The sequence below is a fragment of the Shewanella nanhaiensis genome, from assembly GCF_019457885.1.
Classification (GTDB): Bacteria; Pseudomonadota; Gammaproteobacteria; order Enterobacterales; family Shewanellaceae; genus Shewanella; species Shewanella nanhaiensis.
Genome location: NZ_JAHZST010000003.1, coordinates 406,016 through 424,424, shown reverse-complemented (window position 1 = coordinate 424,424; position 18,409 = coordinate 406,016). Strand labels below are relative to the sequence as shown.

General features: G+C 44.7%; 18 protein-coding genes and 1 pseudogene. 16 read left to right on the top strand and 3 right to left on the bottom strand.

Annotated features, from left to right (window positions below):
* Positions 1 to 186: 186 nt before the first annotated feature.
* Positions 187 to 579, top strand: a complete 393-nt coding sequence (locus tag K0625_RS06375) for a hypothetical protein (protein WP_220108908.1) — start codon at positions 187 to 189, stop codon at positions 577 to 579.
* An 85-nt stretch (positions 580 to 664) separates the two neighbouring features.
* On the opposite strand, the pseudogene K0625_RS06370 reads toward K0625_RS06375, so the two are convergent.
* From K0625_RS06370 to K0625_RS06355, 3 genes and pseudogenes are all read right to left on the bottom strand, one after another.
* Positions 665 to 955 (bottom strand): annotated as a pseudogene (locus K0625_RS06370) (transposase); the annotation flags it as partial.
* A gap of 1,758 nt (positions 956 to 2,713) precedes the next feature.
* Positions 2,714 to 3,871: a putative sulfate/molybdate transporter gene (locus K0625_RS06360; RefSeq protein WP_220108907.1), complete on the bottom strand. Its 1,158-nt coding sequence runs from the start codon at positions 3,869 to 3,871 to the stop codon at positions 2,714 to 2,716.
* 214 nt (positions 3,872 to 4,085) lie between these two features.
* Complete coding sequence (locus tag K0625_RS06355) at positions 4,086 to 4,805, bottom strand: SDR family oxidoreductase (RefSeq protein WP_220108906.1); 720 nt, start codon at positions 4,803 to 4,805, stop codon at positions 4,086 to 4,088.
* A gap of 192 nt (positions 4,806 to 4,997) precedes the next feature.
* Here K0625_RS06355 and K0625_RS06350 point away from each other — a divergent pair, with 192 nt between their 5' ends.
* The 15 genes from K0625_RS06350 (at position 4,998) to K0625_RS06280 (ending at position 18,409) form a co-directional block, all read left to right on the top strand.
* Positions 4,998 to 5,915 carry a LysR family transcriptional regulator gene (locus K0625_RS06350; RefSeq protein WP_220108905.1) on the top strand — a complete coding sequence of 306 codons (918 nt, stop codon included), beginning with the start codon at positions 4,998 to 5,000 and terminating at the stop codon, positions 5,913 to 5,915.
* Positions 5,916 to 6,363: 448 nt separating this feature from the next.
* Positions 6,364 to 7,281: a LysR family transcriptional regulator gene (locus tag K0625_RS06345; protein WP_220108904.1), complete on the top strand. Its 918-nt coding sequence runs from the start codon at positions 6,364 to 6,366 to the stop codon at positions 7,279 to 7,281.
* Between the two features lie 153 nt (positions 7,282 to 7,434).
* Entirely contained in the window at positions 7,435 to 7,653 is a 219-nt protein-coding gene (locus tag K0625_RS06340) for a Flp family type IVb pilin (RefSeq protein ID WP_220108903.1), read from the top strand.
* A gap of 22 nt (positions 7,654 to 7,675) precedes the next feature.
* Positions 7,676 to 8,170, top strand: coding sequence for an A24 family peptidase (locus K0625_RS06335; protein WP_220108902.1), 495 nt, complete (start codon positions 7,676 to 7,678; stop codon positions 8,168 to 8,170).
* A gap of 15 nt (positions 8,171 to 8,185) precedes the next feature.
* A complete protein-coding gene (locus K0625_RS06330; RefSeq protein ID WP_220108901.1) occupies positions 8,186 to 9,019 on the top strand; it encodes an RcpC/CpaB family pilus assembly protein in 834 nt (277 codons plus the stop codon).
* 2 nt (positions 9,020 to 9,021) lie between these two features.
* Positions 9,022 to 10,362, top strand: coding sequence for a type II and III secretion system protein family protein (locus tag K0625_RS06325; protein WP_220108900.1), 1,341 nt, complete (start codon positions 9,022 to 9,024; stop codon positions 10,360 to 10,362).
* Entirely contained in the window at positions 10,359 to 10,850 is a 492-nt protein-coding gene (locus tag K0625_RS06320) for a hypothetical protein (RefSeq protein WP_220108899.1), read from the top strand. Before K0625_RS06325 ends, K0625_RS06320 begins: the two co-directional genes overlap by 4 nt.
* 1 nt (position 10,851) lies before the next feature.
* Positions 10,852 to 12,087: a CpaE/TadZ family protein gene (locus K0625_RS06315; RefSeq protein WP_220108898.1), complete on the top strand. Its 1,236-nt coding sequence runs from the start codon at positions 10,852 to 10,854 to the stop codon at positions 12,085 to 12,087.
* Complete coding sequence (locus K0625_RS06310; RefSeq protein ID WP_220108897.1) at positions 12,084 to 13,355, top strand: TadA family conjugal transfer-associated ATPase; 1,272 nt, start codon at positions 12,084 to 12,086, stop codon at positions 13,353 to 13,355. Before K0625_RS06315 ends, K0625_RS06310 begins: the two co-directional genes overlap by 4 nt.
* A complete protein-coding gene (locus tag K0625_RS06305) occupies positions 13,352 to 14,260 on the top strand; it encodes a type II secretion system F family protein (protein WP_220108896.1) in 909 nt (302 codons plus the stop codon). Before K0625_RS06310 ends, K0625_RS06305 begins: the two co-directional genes overlap by 4 nt.
* A gap of 85 nt (positions 14,261 to 14,345) precedes the next feature.
* Positions 14,346 to 15,191 carry a type II secretion system F family protein gene (locus tag K0625_RS06300; RefSeq protein WP_220108895.1) on the top strand — a complete coding sequence of 282 codons (846 nt, stop codon included), beginning with the start codon at positions 14,346 to 14,348 and terminating at the stop codon, positions 15,189 to 15,191.
* A gap of 3 nt (positions 15,192 to 15,194) precedes the next feature.
* Positions 15,195 to 15,908, top strand: coding sequence for a tetratricopeptide repeat protein (locus K0625_RS06295; protein WP_220108894.1), 714 nt, complete (start codon positions 15,195 to 15,197; stop codon positions 15,906 to 15,908).
* Positions 15,908 to 16,399, top strand: a complete 492-nt coding sequence (locus K0625_RS06290) for a TadE/TadG family type IV pilus assembly protein (protein ID WP_220108893.1) — start codon at positions 15,908 to 15,910, stop codon at positions 16,397 to 16,399. Before K0625_RS06295 ends, K0625_RS06290 begins: the two co-directional genes overlap by 1 nt.
* Complete coding sequence (gene tadF, locus K0625_RS06285; RefSeq protein ID WP_220108892.1) at positions 16,389 to 16,913, top strand: tight adherence pilus pseudopilin TadF; 525 nt, start codon at positions 16,389 to 16,391, stop codon at positions 16,911 to 16,913. Before K0625_RS06290 ends, tadF begins: the two co-directional genes overlap by 11 nt.
* A gap of 2 nt (positions 16,914 to 16,915) precedes the next feature.
* Positions 16,916 to 18,409 carry a TadE/TadG family type IV pilus assembly protein gene (locus K0625_RS06280; RefSeq protein ID WP_220108891.1) on the top strand — a complete coding sequence of 498 codons (1,494 nt, stop codon included), beginning with the start codon at positions 16,916 to 16,918 and terminating at the stop codon, positions 18,407 to 18,409.

Below are 18,409 nucleotides of genomic sequence, written 5' to 3'. Positions count from 1 at the left end.
TGATTTTTTATTATGTGAATGCATGTTTTAATGTACAATCACCTTGGGTTTCAATCTTGATATGCGTGAAAGATCGAATATGCTAAATAGGGCTGAGTTTTGTGATATATTGCAATTGTTTTTATTTTTTCTTTCTTAGGTATTTATATGATTATTTGAAAAGATATAGAAGTTCGTATTACTTCTATGCGAATTAGTAAATTTCTTACTCAATTGTTAATACAATATGTCCACGATGAGCAGATCCAAACCCACTATGTTGGTAAATCCCACGGCCAAGCTGTATTTCGACTCTATACACCTAAGTTTCAGATTCGCGACTTTGGTACTCATGGTTATTTGTATCCTGGTCGTAGTGGTGGACTTGATAGCGGTAATATCTCTAAATATTATGACATGTATCATAAGTCTATGAGTTTAGAAGATATATTTGATAAATACCCTTCTCATTGTAGTTATGTTGTTCGTGAAGAGGTTTATGCTGAATCTCCGCCTAGAGAGCCTACAGAATATGAGCGCAAGACATCGAATATGTCATTTTCTGAGCTTTTTGATGAAGCATTGAAGCATATCAATTGATATTTATAGCTTTATTGTTAAATGACCGCCAACAATGGCGGTCTTTTTGTACCCTAAAAGGTACTTCATGAAGAAGTTATCAATGCTTTTGCCATTGCCTGACAACCTCGATATCTGACCAGCTCTTCACTAAATCAGCATCGACCCGCAAGACTAGGTGCAGGTGATTGCTCATCACCGCAAACGCACAGATATCGATAGCAAACACCTCTGCAAGCTGCAACAGTCGATGCTCAACCCAATCACGCCTATGCTCATAGGATTGACCAGTGTGCCTATCAACTCCGCACAGAAAAGCCTTTCTAACACAACGAGATATACAATGATAAAACGGCGTATTCTCTAAACTAACTAGCGCCTTTCTTGGTGTCGGCATAACAAACTCCTCTCTTCAGCTTTAACTAAAGCCTAGTAGAGGAAACTTGCATTCACAATTATGGGTGTCTATGTTATTTTGTCATCGGTCTCTCAATAGAGGAGCCATCGCTCAATCGAACTACGACAAGGAAAGCTTTAGTTGCAGCTAAAGCCTGGGTCTCACATTACCCGAAACAGGGAAGTATTTGTAAATTAGGTGGGTTTATTATCCATACAAACTGTTCAAGAGTGATTCGCAACGCGTGGCATTTTTACTATGCGTTGCGTTTGGTGTTTAAGGTGGTATGCGAAAGCATTGGTATTGCGTTGCTCACACCTTTACAGGGCGTTAGATTTTTCGGGGATATGAGTAGAATCAAAGCAACTTTAATCGCTACTTTGTTGATGCATGTAATGCTGTTTATAGCCGTGGAACATGCTTTTTCGAGAGGAAGTGATTTTCAAATCATAGCGCTAATCATATTGTGGTGTATTGGCTCGTTGACTGCTGCTTATCAGTTTCGAAAAGTCACTCGTTCTCAAAGGGAAAAAACGTTTCTGGTTAAGTTAAGTAGCTTCGTTTTATGGCTTATTGCACTTCTACCAATTAGTTTAGGGGCTCTTCTGTTATTTCTCGCCGTGGCACTTAATGGTGTAGATTTTAGGTAGGGCGCAACTGAAAAGTACAAATCTAACAATAAATTTAAGCAGATTCGCAACGCTTGGCACTTTCGGTTTGAATCAGCTTTAGTGTTTAAGTGCCAGTTCAGCATCTGACCGATAAGGATATTGGAAATGTCAAAAAGTGTCGGGAACAATTTTGACCATGCTTCTCGTTCGTGAACTTGAAGCTCTGCTTCATTCATCGTCCCGCAGAAGTATTTACACATCGGCTGGCTGCAAGCAATTAACTGAATTGAAGTTATGGTGTTCAGTAAACCAACCAAACACCAAACTCGTCCAATGAACCCAATCAAAAAGATACTTGAAGCTTGCTATCAGGCAAGTCAGCAAACTTTTGTCCAAAAGTGAGCTTGGAAGTGATAAAACTTGATGTGATCACCAAGAGACTTTGTCGTACAAAACCTAAATCGAAGAGATAAACAATCAGGTGTGAATGCGGCTATGACCTTCGACAGCAAGGCGAAGTTATACAAAGTGGAACTCTTTGAGCGAGAGATAGGGATATCGAACTGGCCGTTAAACATGGACGTTGTTTCAAGTCGTAGAGCCCACAGGCAGAAAATGTTCCAGACATTTTTTCTGCATTTCCTCAATCCCTGGAGGTCAGATATACTTGCGCCGTGTCATAGAAGCATTTACACATCGGCATGCTGCAAGCAATTAACAAGATTGAAGCTATGGTTTCCTAGATACCATCAAATACCAAACCAGCTCCATGAACCGAACTCAATAAAAGATATTTGAAACTTGTTATCACACAAGACAGCAAGCTTTTTTCCAAAAATGAGTCACAACCAAAAAACTCAATCGAAGAGATAAACAATCAGGTGTGAATGCGGCTGAGGGCGTCGGTGGCAAGGATGCCACCGTCGAGCGTATAGGGACATATTTATAGCGTCCCGCAGAAGTATTTACACATCTGCCTGCTGCAGGCAATAAACATCAGCTTAGCTATGGTATTCAGCAAACCAACCAAACACCAACCCCGTCCAATGAACCCAATCAAAAAGATACTTGAAGCTTGCTATCAGGCAAGCGCAAACCTTCTTGTTGGAAACAACAAAAAGATTTGAATGCCGCTAAACAGGCTAATTTAATGTCTCAAATCGGAGACGGTTTTCCACTGTCGACGTCCCATCTCCAATATCACCCCAACGGCGAGTCCTGCTGCGGTATTGACGACTAGGCAGATAGCGGCGGTGGAGAGGATGACGAAGATACAGAAAGGCTTTCCGTCGATTAATCTCTTTGACCAGGCTAGCTGAGTACCAGCAATGGCGAGCATGCTGCCGAGTATCGCTAGCGGGATGAGGGATAACATGGTGGCGATACCATCCCCCCAGCTAAAAGCGATAAGCAGACAAGCTGTACCGAAGATAGTAGGAGCTATCCAGGTTCTAGCACCAAAGTGATGTTGCACCGCAAGACCTCCAGCACCGTGGCACATGGCGGTAGCGCCAAAAGGAGCCAGTAATAGGTTGGCAAGTCCCGAGCTGGTGGCCAGTCGTTTAGGTGTGAAGTTCTCCTTGCCATTGACCTTATCTGCTGGAAACTTATCTTTTGCCATTGCAGAGATGGCGATCACCGCATTGGTTAAGGTCAGTGCCAGTTGTGGCAGGACTAAAAGACCCGCCGCCGAGGTCCACTCATCGAGACTTGGCCAACTGGGCTGCCAGCTTGTGTGACCGGAGAGGTCGAAGCTAGGGGCAATGCCGCTGTTCATCTGCCAGATAATGCCGAGTGCGAGCACGAGTGGCATAGCGAGATACCTAAGAGGCATAAACTTACTGGCAAAGAGGGCGATAAAAGCGCTGATGCCGATAAGCCAAGTTTCACTCATCATCTGGCCACCCATCCAGATTAACTGGAGACCGATGGCGAGTTGAATGCCGATACTCACAGCTGGTGAGAGCTGCTTTGCCATCCAAGTAATCGCGCCGCTATAGGCGAGTAGGAGTAAGATAGCTCCCATCATCATGCCGCTCGCTTGTAGCATGCCAGGGGTTAAGCCTTGGGCGATAACTAAAGCGGCGATCACTTTCATCGGCTGCACGGGGATCGGGCGTCGATAAAAGAAGGCGGTAAAGAGCGCAAACAGGCCGAAACCTAAGAAGATCCCTTGAGGAGAAAAATGGTTTAAGGCGATAAGACCCAAAACTAGCGGTAAAAAAGTACCAAGATCGGCGAAGGCTCCACTGAGTTCACCTGAGAGTTGATCACATCTACTTAGAAATGTGCTTTTGCATGTCATATAGCTTGCCGTGGGAAAAGATTAGCTCTGTTATTACAAGTTTGGTGCCAATATTTGAGGGCGAAATACTTAGCTTGAGGGAGCTATTTACCGCTATTTTAACAAGCGGCTAGACAAGTTGGCTAATTGACAGGTTTTTGTGCGGCAAAATGTAACTTATTAGTGGGAGCAATATTAGAGGGGCCTTGATTGAGCGCCCCTCTGGTAATCTTTATTACGGCTGTTGGCGAGTCGCTGCTAGTACAATTTCACGTACGCAGACACTTTGTGGTTGCTCGAAGGCAAAGAGTGCGGCTTCGGCAATTGTCTCTGGTGCGATAACGCCCCCCATCTCCTCTTTCCAGTCGGCGTAACCCGCTTTAATTTCATCGCTGGTTGTGTGGCTAAGAAGCTCTGTTTCTACCGCGCCAGGTGCGATAGTGACCAGACGCACGTCATCCATTGCAACCTCTTCGCGGATATTTTCTGTTAGTGCATGTACCGCAAATTTAGTGGCGCAGTATGCCGCATGATTTGGGAAGGTTTTACGACCTGCAATTGAACTAACGTTGATAATGGTGCCTGTTTTACGCGCCTTCATGTCGGCAAGTACAGCATGAATACCATTGAGTACACCCATCACATTGATGTTGAGCATACGTGTCCATTCGGCAGGATCTTGTGTATCGGCTTGACCAAGTAACATGACACCTGCGTTATTGATTAATCCGCCAACGGGACCAAACTGCTCAACGGCCGTTGCGATAGCATCTTTGATCGCTTCACCATCGATCACATCAACACTGATGCAGAGGGTGTTTTCAAGTGCAAGAGCTTGCATAGGTTCAACACGGCGAGCCAGTAAAAGTAGCGGATGACCCTTAGCGCTAAATGCTTTGGCCATCGCTGCGCCAATACCAGAAGATGCACCTGTAATTACGATTAGTTCTTTCATTGTTTTTTCCTTTCGTCAGCCTCTATTTACTGAGCTGAGTGAGATAGTTGTTTTGTACCATTGACAGTCATTATAGTGACGAGTTTATTGTTGATATATAATCTATAGCGAACATGATTGTTTACAAATAAGCTCTAATAGGAGATGGTCCAGTGTTTAAAATAGCCAGAGTTAATAACAAGTGAGTGTGTAATGAACAAAGATTTGAACTTAGCAGATATTCGCGCCTTTACTGTGATCGCAGAGCAGGGCAGTTTTACTCAAGCAGCTGAGGTGCTTGGTTGCTCCCGCTCACATCTGTCGAAACAACTTCTGCAACTTGAAAATTTGCTTGGGGTGAGTCTTATCACCCGCACAACCCGCGCACAAAGGCTAACGGAGCAGGGACGGTTCTTTTTTGATTCCTGTCAGGCGGCATTAGAGAGTATTGACCAAGCGGTCGCAGTAACAGTAGACAATGCTCAGCGCTTGCAAGGGCATATCAATATTAACTGTGTTGGTGGGATTATCGGTGAAGAGATTGTCACTGCGCTTGTGAATGACTTTATTTCTGAATATCCAGATATCAGCGTGCATCTGGATTTTAGTAGTCCAAGGGTCGATCTGGTAGTGGATGAGTTCGATCTGGTGTTTCGAATGGGGGAACTTGAGGACTCAGCAATTGTAGCGCGCAAGCTGATGAGCATAGAGAACATGACCATGGCATCGCCTCAGTATCTTGCGGCTCATGGATATCCAAATCACCCAAAAGATCTAAAAGAACACCTTTGTATCACTGGCTCCATCGATCACTGGTTATTCGAAAAGAGAGACGATGCTAAGAGTAAAGTAGAAGTGGCAATTAAGGGGGGATTTAAGTGCAAAAATGGACGCGTGATGAAAAGTGCGGCATTAGCTGATAATGGTATCGTGAGATTACCCAGATTGTACTGCCCTAGTGAACTTGCCAAGGGGGAGCTTGTATCTGTTTTTGACGATTGGCGAGTGGCTGATACGCCATTTTACCTGCTTTATTGTAAAGACAGGTTTCAGCCTGCAAGGCTAAGGGCATTTATATCGTTCACAATGAAAAATTTTATGAAATATGTCACTGACGTAAAGCAAATATAATTTGGCTTTATACAAATAAACTATTATTTAACAGTCATAATACTAAATAAATTAATATTGTTACATCTTTGGGTTTTGGTATAAATAATAAACCTAGCTAAGCTGCTTGTATTTAATAGGTATAACAATTTATTTAAATAGTTATCTTTAATGTGTAAACATATTATTAACTTTTTAAGGTTTATGCTTAATTAGTGCCAGATTAAATGTATCTCGATTGATACAATATGACACAAATGTCTGGTTGTGTAGTTAATGTTTACGCAGTTATGCTTCGCGACAATATAATATATCGCCATATGTTATTTGCGACTTGAGAATGTTCGCCTAAATCAACCTTTGCCTACTTAATATTTGGCTATTTTATTGATTTGATACATTTTTACACAACATTACTGGCATGGAAGTTAACAGTAAAACCACGACTTCAAAAACATAACGATTAGTCATGAAAATTCAATTCGAGAGCCTTAGCTCCTTTATCGCCGCAGCCGATACAGGTTCCTTTAGTGCAGCAGGTCGAAAGTTAAAAAAGTCTCAGGCTGCCATCAGCTTAGCGATCCAAAATCTGGAAATTGATCTAGGTTTTAGTCTATTTGATAGGGATGGAAAGTACCCGAAACTGACTCAACAAGGTGAGTTGGTGCTGAAGGATGCGAGAGAGCTGATGTCTCAGTACAGTGCTTTCATTGAGCGCTCTAAATCCATCTCAAGCGTAGAGCAAGTTAAGCTGCGTATCGGTATAGATCCTTTAGTTTGCTGTCATAAAATAAATGAAGTAATTCAAGAGTTTTCAATGGATTTTCCCTTGGTTGAACTCAAGATTGTCCAGCAAAGTAGTGAGTCGTTAGCGCAGAAGTTAACCGATAAGACCTTAGACTTTGCCCTTGGCGTATTCAGTCATGACGTGAAAAATAATTTTGAGCATATCTCAGCGTTTCAGCTCAATGGTAGCTGGGTAGTGTCTCCTACTTACGTGGAAGAGAATCAGTTAAGACTCGATAATGGTGTCGTTAACATTGAAAAATCTGTTTTTAATCAATCTCGTATACTACTTCCTTCAGAAACACCTTTAACGGATATTGATGAGGTGAGCCTGACAAAGCAGATCTGGTATGTTGAGGATATTCACACCTTACTCTCATTCTGTCGCAATGGGCTTGGGATCGCCTACCTGCCTAATTTTGTCGTCGGTCATGATCTGGAAAGAGGCAGTTTAAATAAACTTGTACTGGATTCAGAGCAGACGGGAAATAATTGTTGTAGGGCATCGCTTATCTACCTACTTGGTTATCAAAAATCTTCTGCTGTGGAGTGGTTAACTCGAAATTTTTTAAAGTTAAAACTATGTGATCCTGTTCAATAATATTATTTAAGTCTATTTTAATATTTAATTAATGATCTATAAATTTACCTCATAGGTCCTATTTTTATTTTAAATTTTACTGCGATTACAATCCGCTCGTTGAAAATTCAGCCTGCTGAATATTACTGTAAATTAAATAAAATAGGATCTCTTATGAATAAGTTTTACTGCAATACAATGGCTTTTCTTGCGACGTATAAAAAAGATGAGCGCGGCGTGACAGCGATTGAATATGGCTTGATCGGTGTCGCAATGGCCGTTGCTTTGACAGCCGCTTTCGCTTCAGACGGTAACTTGATGACTGCATTAAATGAGGCCTTTGCCAAAATCACTGAGAACCTAGGCAAAATGACAGGTTCAACAGGCGGTTAATCGATTTCAAAACAGATCTATCATGTTGGCGATCGCTTCCCTACTACTCGTTCTCGTTATCTGTTGTTTAACCGACATACGTAAACGACGTATCTCAAATATTGGGAGTTTCGCCACATTGATCATTTGTGTTTGGCTGGCCGCTAGTGAGCAGCAGTTACTTGAAGGTTTTATCAATGGAGCTTCAATCTTTGCGCTGAGCCTAGTGCTTTTCAGATTTAGGTGGCTTGCCGCTGGAGATGGAAAGTTAGCCAGTGCCCTCGCGGTTGCTTTACCACTATCGCAACTACCAGTGGCACTGATGCTCACCTTGATGTGTGGTGGTGTGCTAGCCGTGATCTACTTGATTAAATACCGAGTGATACAAAAAATTCCCCGTGGTGAAGATCTAGGCTTGCCCTATGGCATCGCTATTTCACTGGGGTTTTACATCCCTATTTTAGCCTTCTACTTAGGCGAATTAGAGGGAGCGAGTCAAACCTCGCTTTTGGCTACTGCAGTCGTTAATCGGCTCTAATAGAACAGTTGAATAATGCTTAACTCTAAATTGATTTTCATTATCGCATTTATCGCGGTATTGACCGGCCTGTATGGCGTGGCGGATAAGTTGCTTTCCACCTCAGAGTCTGTGACTCAGCCTGTTAGCGATGATGGCATAGCGAAAACTTTTACTTTGTGGCAGGCAAAATCTCCCCTGAATAAGGGAGATCATCTGAGTCTTGCGGATCTTAAACGAGTGCAGTTGGACACAGAGGAGTCTTTGGCTCTGGGAGTCAATGCTGATGTCGAGCTAAACCTAGACCCTCAATCCCTATTGAACTCATCGGTCGAGGCTGGGCAATACCTCTTTCCTGAACAGCTTTCTCATCCGGGAGAGGCTGGCTATCTCAATCTTATTACCCGTGAAGGGATGACGCTTTACCCACTGACGGTGGCCACAAGAAATATGATCCAAGACTACATCTTGCCTGGAGATGAGATAGACATTATGACCGTGAGTTCACCACAGCATAATTTAGCCAATGATATGAACAGGCTGGATGATTTTATTGGCTTACGCGCATCGCTATTGATGAAGAGGGTGAAGGTGATCTCTGTGGCCGATTCAGATTCTGACACTCAATCAAGCAAGATTAATCCAAGCATGAAAAGCTCAGATAAATCCCAAACCCGTATTGTTATCGAGGTGGATCCAGAGGATCTTCCCCGGTTAACTTTGGCCCAGAGAACCATGCATATTGAGGTGTTTCATAGCCAAAATTACAGTGCTAATCCCGAGGCCGATGTGAGTGATGTGATTAACAACTATACCGGTGTGGTTGAGTTACGTGGCGCATCTGAAAACAGTGTAGGCGGAATTTTTTAACCATGATAAGTCGAATTAATTTCTGGGCGAAAGGCCTTATTATCAGCCTGCTTTTCTGCGGTTATGCCATGGCTGGCGACAGGTTTGTCACCCTTAATGATGCCTCAAGTATTGAGCTGAAGCAGGAGATAGGCACGGTTTTTATCAGCCAACCTGAGGTTGCCGATTATAAAATCACAGGCAGCAATAAGTTGGTGATTTATGGACGCCAATTGGGGCAGGCAAGGCTGTTTGTTTATAACAAGGCCAATGAAGTTATCTTATCTCAACTGCTTCATGTGGATATCAATCTGTCCCAAATTCGTCGGCAGTTAAAGCTGTTTTACCCAGATCTCGACCTGACCCTGACCTCAGTGGGCGACAAAGTGGCGGTGCGCGGCATCGTCTATAGCGAAGAGCAACGTAATGATATCTACCGTCAGGTGGCCACGTTTTTAGGTCGCGAAAAGGTAGAGCGTTTCGATGAGTCGGAGTTGGTGGAGTTTAAGGACTCCTTTACCGAGGCCAATTGGCTGGCCTATGAGCGCAACTTTACCTGGCAGGGGATCATCGAAGGGCTGACGCTCTCTCAGACTCAGCAGGTCAATGTAAAGATCTCTGTGGCTCAGGTAACGAAAGAGTTTAATGAAACCTTAGGGGTGAGCTGGTCAACGGTTGGGCGCAGTGTTGGTGAGTTCTCTTTTCTCGATTTTAAAGCCAGTGATCTAAGCACCATTATCAATGCCCTTGGCAAGGACAGTATCGCCGAGGTCTTGGCTGAGCCTAACCTTTCAGTGATGTCTGGTGAATCGGCAAGCTTTCTGGTGGGAGGTGAGATCCCTGTGATATTCAGCAACAATAATACCACCAACATTACCTATAAAGAGTTTGGTATTCGACTGGATCTGTCGGCCAAGGTGTTGAATAACGAGAAGATAAAACTACAGATGATGCCAGAGGTGAGTGCAGTCGAAGGTTTTGTTGAAGCGGCGGGGATTAAGATCCCTCAACTTACCACTCGGCGTGCGATGACCACCATAGAGCTAGGTGATGGAGATAGCTTTCTATTAGGTGGCTTGATGAGCAGTGATGAGCTAGAAAATGTCAGTAAGATCCCACTATTAGGTGATATTCCAGTTTTTGGCGCCTTGTTTAGGCAAGCGGGAACGACTCGTAAGAAAACCGAGCTGGTGATAGTGGCCACAGTGAATCTAGTAAAGCCAATCTCTCCTACTGAGGTGCGCCTACCTAAAATAACACCGACTAAGTCCTTAGCACGCTTTTTCAATATCACTGCCGACTCCGATGAGGACAACAAGGTTAACGTGATACAGATGCTTAACCAGGGAGGATTTATTCAGTGAAGACTTTAATCACCATCGGCCTGCTAGTGCTGAGTTTATCAGGTTGTGCTGACAAGGCTGCCACTCAGTTGGGCAGCGAAGCCTTGGTATACCAAGAGCTGCACCATTTTGTTATTGAGCCGAAGAGGAGTGGCTCAAAAACTGAGTTGGATAGTGAATTTACGCATATTATTGCCAGTTTCCATCAGGGATTTGAACAGACAAATTGGCGTTTACGTTATCGATATGAGTCGGATAAGGCTTGGATTGCTTCGCTCGAGAGGAGCTTGCTCAATTTAGGGCTAAACCCTGCCAAGATCCATGTCGAGAAGTTGCAGTCTGGCAACAGAGTTATCGATATCCGTGTCGGCCAATACAAGGTTAAAACTCAGGAGTGTCGACGCAGCATCTTTGGTGAAATGGCCAGTGACGTGGGCTGCTATGCCGACTCTATGCGCCTTAAGCTGGTGCGCGACGTGCAAACCTTAGCGGCAAAGGAGGGTTTGTAATATGTTTGATCTGGCAAAAGTGATCACTAAAAACAGTGAACAGACTCGTGAACAAGCAGGGCCAGCTAGCTGCTCCTTCTACTACCAATCCTCTGAGTGTCTCGAGTTGATCGAACAGGTTTTTCGTTTCGAAGGCTGGAACCTTCCCGACTGCATTAAAAGCTCAACTCCAGGTGAGCTGCAGCTCGACGCCCTTAAAGATATCGTTATTTTAGAGCTGAACCACTCCAAAAATGTGGTTAAAGATGCTCGTGAGTTTGCTGCCAAACTCCCAAATCAGAAGGGAGTGATTGTAATAGGTAAAGAGGACACCATCACGACGCTACGTGAGCTCAAAGAGATGGGGATCTACTATCTGTTTTGGCCACTGAATCAGGAGGAGTTAAGTGAGTTTCTGCGCCATGTTCACAATAATTTGCAGCAGCTCTCAGGCGTTAATAAAAACCGGAAGGCGAAGCGTGTCGCTGTGGTGGGCACAAAAGGTGGCATAGGTAATACCATGATCACCTGCGAGCTGGCGGCGACCTTGGCGTATCAAGGGGTCGATACCATTCAGGTGGATCATCAGTATTTTAATAGTAATACCGATATTTTATTGGGTCTTAAGAAGTTTGAGCGTCAGGACACCGACAACCTCTCGTTGCAGTTGCGGGATATGGATGAGGTGAGCGCCAGTAACTATCTGAGCAAGGTGGATGAGCATTGGCGTCTATTAGCGTTTGGTGGCTCACAGTCGGCAGAAGCCCTCTACAGTGACAGCCAGAATATCGCCGATCTGTTGAGTCGTCAGGCTAATTTCATAATAGAAGATTTCTCCAGCTCTAATGATTTTGTCATGGATCCAGCATTATTGTCTGATCGAGTGGATCTGTTTGTAATAGTCCTTGATGCCACCGTCTCATCGGTACGAAATGCCAGTCAGATCATTGAGAAGATTGAGCTGCATAATCTGTCTGGGACTGCGGATATTCGTATCTTAACCTTCCTAAATATTCATCGCCCAGAGGGGGGCTTCCCTCTTAAAAAAGATGAGGTGGAGCGATATCTCGCTCGGCCAATTGATGTGCAGTTGGACTACGCCGCCAATTTTTCAGCCCTGATGTTATCTGGTAAACGCTTACACCGTTTAGAGAAGCGCAATGGTGCGTTTAATAAATTGGCTCAGCTTATTCAGGGCAAACAACCAGAGCTGACTCACTCTCCTTTGAATAGGTTTAAGGCGCTGGTTAAACGATGAATAATAAAGAGATCTACTTAAGCTTTCGGGATCAGATCTTTGAAGCGCTTGATGCTCAGATGATTACCAATATGCCGCGGGAGGAGCTGTCCAGACAGATCCAAAGTGCGGTTGAGGTATTGGCGAATAATTTCAGCCAGCCAATCTCTACCGCAGTGCGCACCATGACGGTAAAGAATCTGGTGGATGAACTACTGGGCTTGGGGCCGCTACAGCCGCTACTGGAAGATGACAGCATCAACGACATTATGGTCAATGGGCCAGATCAGATCTTCTATGAACGCCACGGTAAAATTCATAGCTCCGAGGTGGTATTTGTTAACGAAGCTCAACTACTCGAGATAGCCCAGCGCATCGCAGCAAGAGTTGGTCGCCGCGTCGATGAGTCCTCACCTATGGTCGATGCCAGACTCAGTGATGGTAGCCGAGTCAATATTGTTATTAAGCCTATTGCCATCGATGGCACGACGATCTCCATTCGTAAGTTCAGGGAGCAGAAGATAGGACTAGAGGAGCTGGTTGGTTTTGGCTCTCTTTCACCTGAGATGGCCAGAGTCTTGATGATCGCAGCTCGTTGCCGCTTAAATATTTTGATCTCAGGCGGGACAGGCTCAGGCAAGACAACCTTGCTTAATGCCCTGTCTAACTATATTGCCGATGATGAGCGGATCATCACCATAGAGGACGCAGCAGAGTTAAACCTGCAGCAGCCCCATGTGGTTAGATTGGAAACCCGTCCAGCCAGTATTGAAAATAGCGGTCAAGTGGATCAAAGAGACTTGATCATCAACTCCCTACGGATGCGGCCAGATAGGATCATCTTAGGTGAGTGCCGCGGCGCCGAGGCGTTTGAGATGTTGCAGGCGATGAATACAGGTCACGATGGTTCTATGTCGACTTTGCATGCTAATACGCCAAGAGATGCGATCTCTCGAGTTGAGTCTATGGTGATGATGGCATCTCTTAACCAGCCTTTAGATGCTATTCGCCGCACTATCGTTGGGGCGGTCCATCTTGTGGTTCAGGTTAATCGGCAGCGAGACGGCTCACGTAAAATTACCAGTATCTCAGAGGTCGTTGGCCTTGAAGGTGAGAATGTGGTGATGGAGGAGTTATTCAAGTTTCAACCTACCGAAGGGCAGAGCATGGAAAAAGTGCTTGGTGAGTATCTCTCTCCTGGCATTATGCAGCGCTCTGTCTTGATGCAGCGTGCAGCCTATTTTGGGCTACAAGATGAGCTGATGCTGGCATTTAGAGGCCAGCAATGATCTTGTCGCTCTCTTTGATACTACTTGGTATCGCCGCCCTGTTATGGGGGATGAGAAGCCGAGATATTAAGAGCCAGTTTTTGGTGAATAAAGTCGAGATGGCTGAGCCAGACGAGATCCGTTCGGCGGTAAAACTAGACTCGCTGCAACATCAAGCTTGGCTTGTGAAAATACAACTGCTGCTTCGACCTGCCATTGTTGCACTGGGTGATAAGGCGTGGTTAAAGCTGACAGGCTTTCTGCTGCTACTGAGCAGTGCTGGGGTCTATATCAATGGCTTTTTGCAGCTAGATAATGTCTGGTTACCGATTGTTCTTCCAGTATTGGGCTTTTTCTGGGGCTGGAACTATCTGATGAGAAAGCGCAAAAACGCGTTTGATGAAACCTTCCCCGACGCCCTCAATATTATGATGAGTGCGGTCTCATCTGGTGAAAGTATTATGCAGGCGATCGCCTATGTGGGGCAGTCACTGGATAACCAAATTGGGTTGGAATTTAGGGATATGGGAGAGCGTCTTAAGCTGGGAGAACCACCTGAGCAGGTGTTTAAACGTGCCTGTAAACGCTTTCCCTACCCGACGTTTCTGTTTTTCATCGTGACCATTCGCGCCAATATGTCCAGAGGCGGCCAGCTGAAATCTGTGATGGCCAGATTGATCCGTGTATTGATGGACGCGAGAACATTAGATAAGAAGAAAGCGGCTATGACCTCTGAGGCTCGATTGTCGGCGAAGATCGTCGCTTCATTGCCCTTCTTCTTTATGATTTTGCTGAGCTATCTCAGCCCCCAGAACCTAGATTTTGTCCTAACGGATCCATCTGGAAGGTACATTTTGTACTACGTTGTCGGAAGTGAAGCGCTGGGGATGTTTATTATCTGGTTACTTATCAGAGGTGTTCGCTAGTGCTTGTTTTGGTTTTATTGGTTATCTCGTCCATAGCGCTATTTGTCTCTGGTTGCGCCCTCTGGTCATGTATCAGGGAGGAGGCATGATGCTTATATTAATCATGGTATTGATAGTCATCAGTGGATTACTGGCGCTTGGGTTGGCGCTATGGCATCAGGAGAAGCGGCGACAGTGGCATATACAGCGTTATCTGGAGACATCTCAAGAGTCTGGCCTTGAGAAGCTGAGTAAGCTAGTGGTGCGTGTAGGTCAGGAGAAGCGTGAGGAGCTTGAGCAGCAATTTATTGAGGCTGGTTTCTACGATACTCGCTTTGCTCGCTTCTATGTACCAGCCAAGATAGGACTGGCTTTGGTGATTGTTCTGCTGATTGTTATCTCGGACATGACACTGCCGAATAAGCTGATGATAGGGGCGGTCGCTATGGTGATCACCTTGATAGTGCCAGATTCTATCTTAGCCATGCGCAAGAAGATGTTAGTGAAGAAAACCTCACGTCAACTCCCCTACATGCTGGATATGATGTCTGTGTGTGTACAAACCGGCATGACGGTTGAGGCGGCGCTGGCTTATCTTGCTGAGGAGTTAAAGGCGTTCGATAAAGATCTCTGCTTTCACATTAAGAAAACCGCAGATACCTCTCGCATTACAGGACTAGAAAAAGCGCTGTTAGAGCTCAGTGAGCGGATCCCGACCCCTGAGGTGCGCAGCTTTTCGTTAACCCTTATTCAAAATATTCAGTACGGCACCTCTATTGCTAATGTGTTGGCCGATTTGGCTGAAGATATGCGCCAGATGCAGGTGCTTGCTATGGAGGAGAGTATAGGTAAGTTAGCGGCGAAAATGAGTGTTCCTCTTATCCTCTTCATCATGTTTCCTATCGTGGTGCTGATCTTAGCTCCCGGTTTTATGCAACTCTCAATAGGTTGATCCATGTTCAGATATCACATCATCCCCTTACTGCTGTTACTTAACATGACAGGGTGCAGCACGACGCCAGTTTCGCCACAAGTTAGCGCACAGGATCTTATCGCCGTGGGTAATCATGCTGGGTTGATTCAGCACTATAAGCGTGAGCTGGCAAAGAAACCAGACTCGATCAAGGTGATGCTTAAGCTAGCTCAGTCCTACTATGATAATGGCGATGTTGAGTCGGCGAGTTTCTATGTTGAGCAGTTAAAAAAGCAAAATTTACAGCAGCCTAGCCTCTATTTTCTTTCCGGTAATATTGCAGCCGATTCGGGCCTATTTGAACTGGCGGTTTCTGATTATCAAACTGCGGTCGCTAACGGCTATCAGGGCTCACAGCTCTATATCAACTCAGGGATCGCCTTAACCAATTCTGGTCAATATCAAGCGGCATTGGAGGCGTTTAATCAGGCGCGTTTAATGGGCCATGATGATATTACAGTTAAGAATAATCTGGCGGTCTTGTATCTGGCTCAGGGGGAGTATTTGCGGGCTGTCGAGTTGTTAACCCCTGTTTATCGTCAACATACCGATGAGAAAAAGTTAGCTTTTAATTTAGCTATTTCGCTGTTTAAGGTGGGAGATTATCGTGAGGCTCATCGCTTGCTCAGTGATGATTACTCTGATGAGCAAATTTCTGCCCTGTTCCATAGTTTACGTCAGGGAGAGCAGAGCTAGTGCAGTTTAAACGCTTAAAGCGGAGGCAGTTAGGTGCTTTCTCTGTTGAGTTTGCTATCGGAGCCATGGTGATGTTTTTGGTGACATTTGGGATCTTCGAAATTAGCCGACTTATCTATGTGATTAATTTAGCAGAGTCTTCATTGCGAGAATCCTCCAGAGATACCCGAGTGTGGGAGGGGGAGCGAAGTGGTGATCTTTATGAGCAGAGATTAACTCAGATGTTTGAGAAGAAGGGGGAGATCTGGCATCTCTTGGTGGACCCTAAGCGTTATCATCTTTCGATCTCTTATTTCGAAAGTTTGTCGGATCTTATCGACGATAAACCTAGCTTATCTCAAGTAAAACAACAGCGATCCCCACTCGCTATCTATGAGATCTCCTATCAATATACGCCGATGTTCTTGCTTGCTGGCATAGTTGAAGAAAGGATAAGCCGACGCATTTTAGTGACTATGGAGCATGAGGGGTGGCCAATCGATGAAGAGTAAACAGCATGGTGCTTTTACGATAGAGCTGGCTTTTGTTCTGTTATTTACCTCTGCTCTGTTGGTTTTTACTGGCGATATCGCTTTTCAACTGCTTAATAGGGTCAATCTGGACAGGGTGAACTACTCCTTGGTGAATGTCCTTAAGGAGAGAACTCGTTTCTTTGAGGAAAATTTAATTGTGACCTCAGCAGAGGTGGATGAGCTGGATATTTTGGCCGCGAGACTGCTTGGCTATGGGCAAACATCTGAGAATGCACCTTATGGGATCCGTGTCGAGTGGATCGTCAACGATCGTTACTCATCTATCGACAAAGGTATTGAGGGAGGGGCCCCCTGTATCCCAGGTGATTCTCTTAAGGATAGAGGGCATCTTGCACCGCAAACCTCGGCTGATAAACGATTTCCACTCTATCAAGTGACCCTCTGTTTAAATACGGACTCTTGGTTTAACCAGTTTTGGGGCGATGGTGCTAAGCACTATATCCATTCAAGTTCAGTCATGCCGGGAAGATAGTGATGGTAAACAGTGAGAGTGTGATGGCTAAACGTCAGCGAGGTGCGGCGGCCATCTATTTAGTTTTTTTATTGATCCCACTCTTTGGCATGGTGTTTTTAGCCTTAGAGGGGACTCGTTATATTCAGAAGAAAAATCGTTTGGGGGATGCAACAGAAGCGGCGAGCTTAGCTGTCTCCATGGCTAATCGAGACGATAAAGGTTACGAGACCCAGCTCGCTAAAGACTATATTTCAAGTTATATGCGAAATATCAAAGAGATTAGTCAGGTAAAGGTTGAGCGTAAAGAGGATATCGATCATTACCCGTTGGCGGATGGCTCGTTTGAAGATAGGGAATATACCCAATATCGTGTGACAGCGAAGACAGACCATACCTCTTGGTTACACAGTGACTTAATCCCAAGCTTTAATGAGACCGAGACCTTAGCTAACCGGGCCTTAGCACGTGCTTATCCTGAGTATTTGGGAGATCGTGATGTCGATATTGTATTTGTCTCAGATTTTTCTGGCTCTATGAAAGGTTCTAGAATTAACAGCCTTAAAGATGCAATTACCGAAATATCGAATGAGATCTTAGTGCCTCGTGATGGAGAGACTGAGATTAGAAATCGTATTGCGTTAGTGCCCTATAACATGCGCGTTGTCGAGGGTGATAGCGGTCGAAGTGTCTGTATGACTCAGCTTAAGTACCGAAACCCAAGCGGGAAAACTGGCAGTAATTATACCAATTATGAATCAATTAATTGGAGAGAGTGGGCTAATAAAAGCTATAGCCAAGTCTCCAGTTGTGTGAGTAACAGCCGTAAATGTAATGGGTTACCAGGACCAAGAGCAGATGCGCGCACGATTAAGTCCGTTGTGAATGATAGCTCTCAAAGGTGGCCAGATAGCAGTAATTGGATAGATTACAGTCGCAGTGTTGAGCAGGTGTTTAATGAGAGTCCTGATCGTGTTCAACACCATCCAAGTTATCAAAGGCTCTATAGTGGCTCCATGTGTAACGGCAGTTTCTGGACGATCCCTTTAACAAATCAAAAGTCCGAGGTTATGAGAGTTAATCAGATGTCGCCTAATGGTGGCACCTCTGTATATCAAGGTTTATTTAGAGGTGCGCAGATTTTAGATAAAGGTAGGCCTGTGGATCCTGATGAAGAGGAGGATAAGGCGTATCAAAAGCGACTTAAGATGTTGTTAATGATCAGCGATGGTAAGGAAGATCCCTATCGTAATACCTTCTCGGATCTAGTGAATGCAGGGGCGTGTAATAAGATCAGAGAGCGGTTTAATGATGGAGACCTTCCTCTACATATGGGAGTGATAGGGGTTCAATTTAGTGCGTCGGGGCAAAATGCTTTTAAGAAGTGTGTTGGGGAGGAGAATATTATTGATGTGGGTAATTTAGATGATTTGATTCAGGAGATTTTAGATTTGATTAAGAAAGGTGCCAAGAGTGATGGCATCTCTAAACTTTATTACCGACATACAGAGAGCTAA

What these genes read in the sequence shown, in the direction of transcription:
- K0625_RS06375 (WP_220108908.1), top strand. Translation starts at nt 187, where the DNA reads ATGCGAATTAGTAAATTTCTTACTCAATTGTTAATACAATATGTCCAC.
- K0625_RS06360 (WP_220108907.1), bottom strand. Translation starts at nt 3,871, where the DNA reads ATGACATGCAAAAGCACATTTCTAAGTAGATGTGATCAACTCTCAGGT.
- K0625_RS06355 (WP_220108906.1), bottom strand. Translation starts at nt 4,805, where the DNA reads ATGAAAGAACTAATCGTAATTACAGGTGCATCTTCTGGTATTGGCGCA.
- K0625_RS06350 (WP_220108905.1), top strand. Translation starts at nt 4,998, where the DNA reads ATGAACAAAGATTTGAACTTAGCAGATATTCGCGCCTTTACTGTGATC.
- K0625_RS06345 (WP_220108904.1), top strand. Translation starts at nt 6,364, where the DNA reads ATGAAAATTCAATTCGAGAGCCTTAGCTCCTTTATCGCCGCAGCCGAT.
- K0625_RS06340 (WP_220108903.1), top strand. Translation starts at nt 7,435, where the DNA reads ATGAATAAGTTTTACTGCAATACAATGGCTTTTCTTGCGACGTATAAA.
- K0625_RS06335 (WP_220108902.1), top strand. Translation starts at nt 7,676, where the DNA reads ATGTTGGCGATCGCTTCCCTACTACTCGTTCTCGTTATCTGTTGTTTA.
- K0625_RS06330 (WP_220108901.1), top strand. Translation starts at nt 8,186, where the DNA reads ATGCTTAACTCTAAATTGATTTTCATTATCGCATTTATCGCGGTATTG.
- K0625_RS06325 (WP_220108900.1), top strand. Translation starts at nt 9,022, where the DNA reads ATGATAAGTCGAATTAATTTCTGGGCGAAAGGCCTTATTATCAGCCTG.
- K0625_RS06315 (WP_220108898.1), top strand. Translation starts at nt 10,852, where the DNA reads ATGTTTGATCTGGCAAAAGTGATCACTAAAAACAGTGAACAGACTCGT.
- K0625_RS06310 (WP_220108897.1), top strand. Translation starts at nt 12,084, where the DNA reads ATGAATAATAAAGAGATCTACTTAAGCTTTCGGGATCAGATCTTTGAA.
- K0625_RS06305 (WP_220108896.1), top strand. Translation starts at nt 13,352, where the DNA reads ATGATCTTGTCGCTCTCTTTGATACTACTTGGTATCGCCGCCCTGTTA.
- K0625_RS06300 (WP_220108895.1), top strand. Translation starts at nt 14,346, where the DNA reads ATGATGCTTATATTAATCATGGTATTGATAGTCATCAGTGGATTACTG.
- K0625_RS06295 (WP_220108894.1), top strand. Translation starts at nt 15,195, where the DNA reads ATGTTCAGATATCACATCATCCCCTTACTGCTGTTACTTAACATGACA.
- tadF (WP_220108892.1), top strand. Translation starts at nt 16,389, where the DNA reads ATGAAGAGTAAACAGCATGGTGCTTTTACGATAGAGCTGGCTTTTGTT.
- K0625_RS06280 (WP_220108891.1), top strand. Translation starts at nt 16,916, where the DNA reads ATGGTAAACAGTGAGAGTGTGATGGCTAAACGTCAGCGAGGTGCGGCG.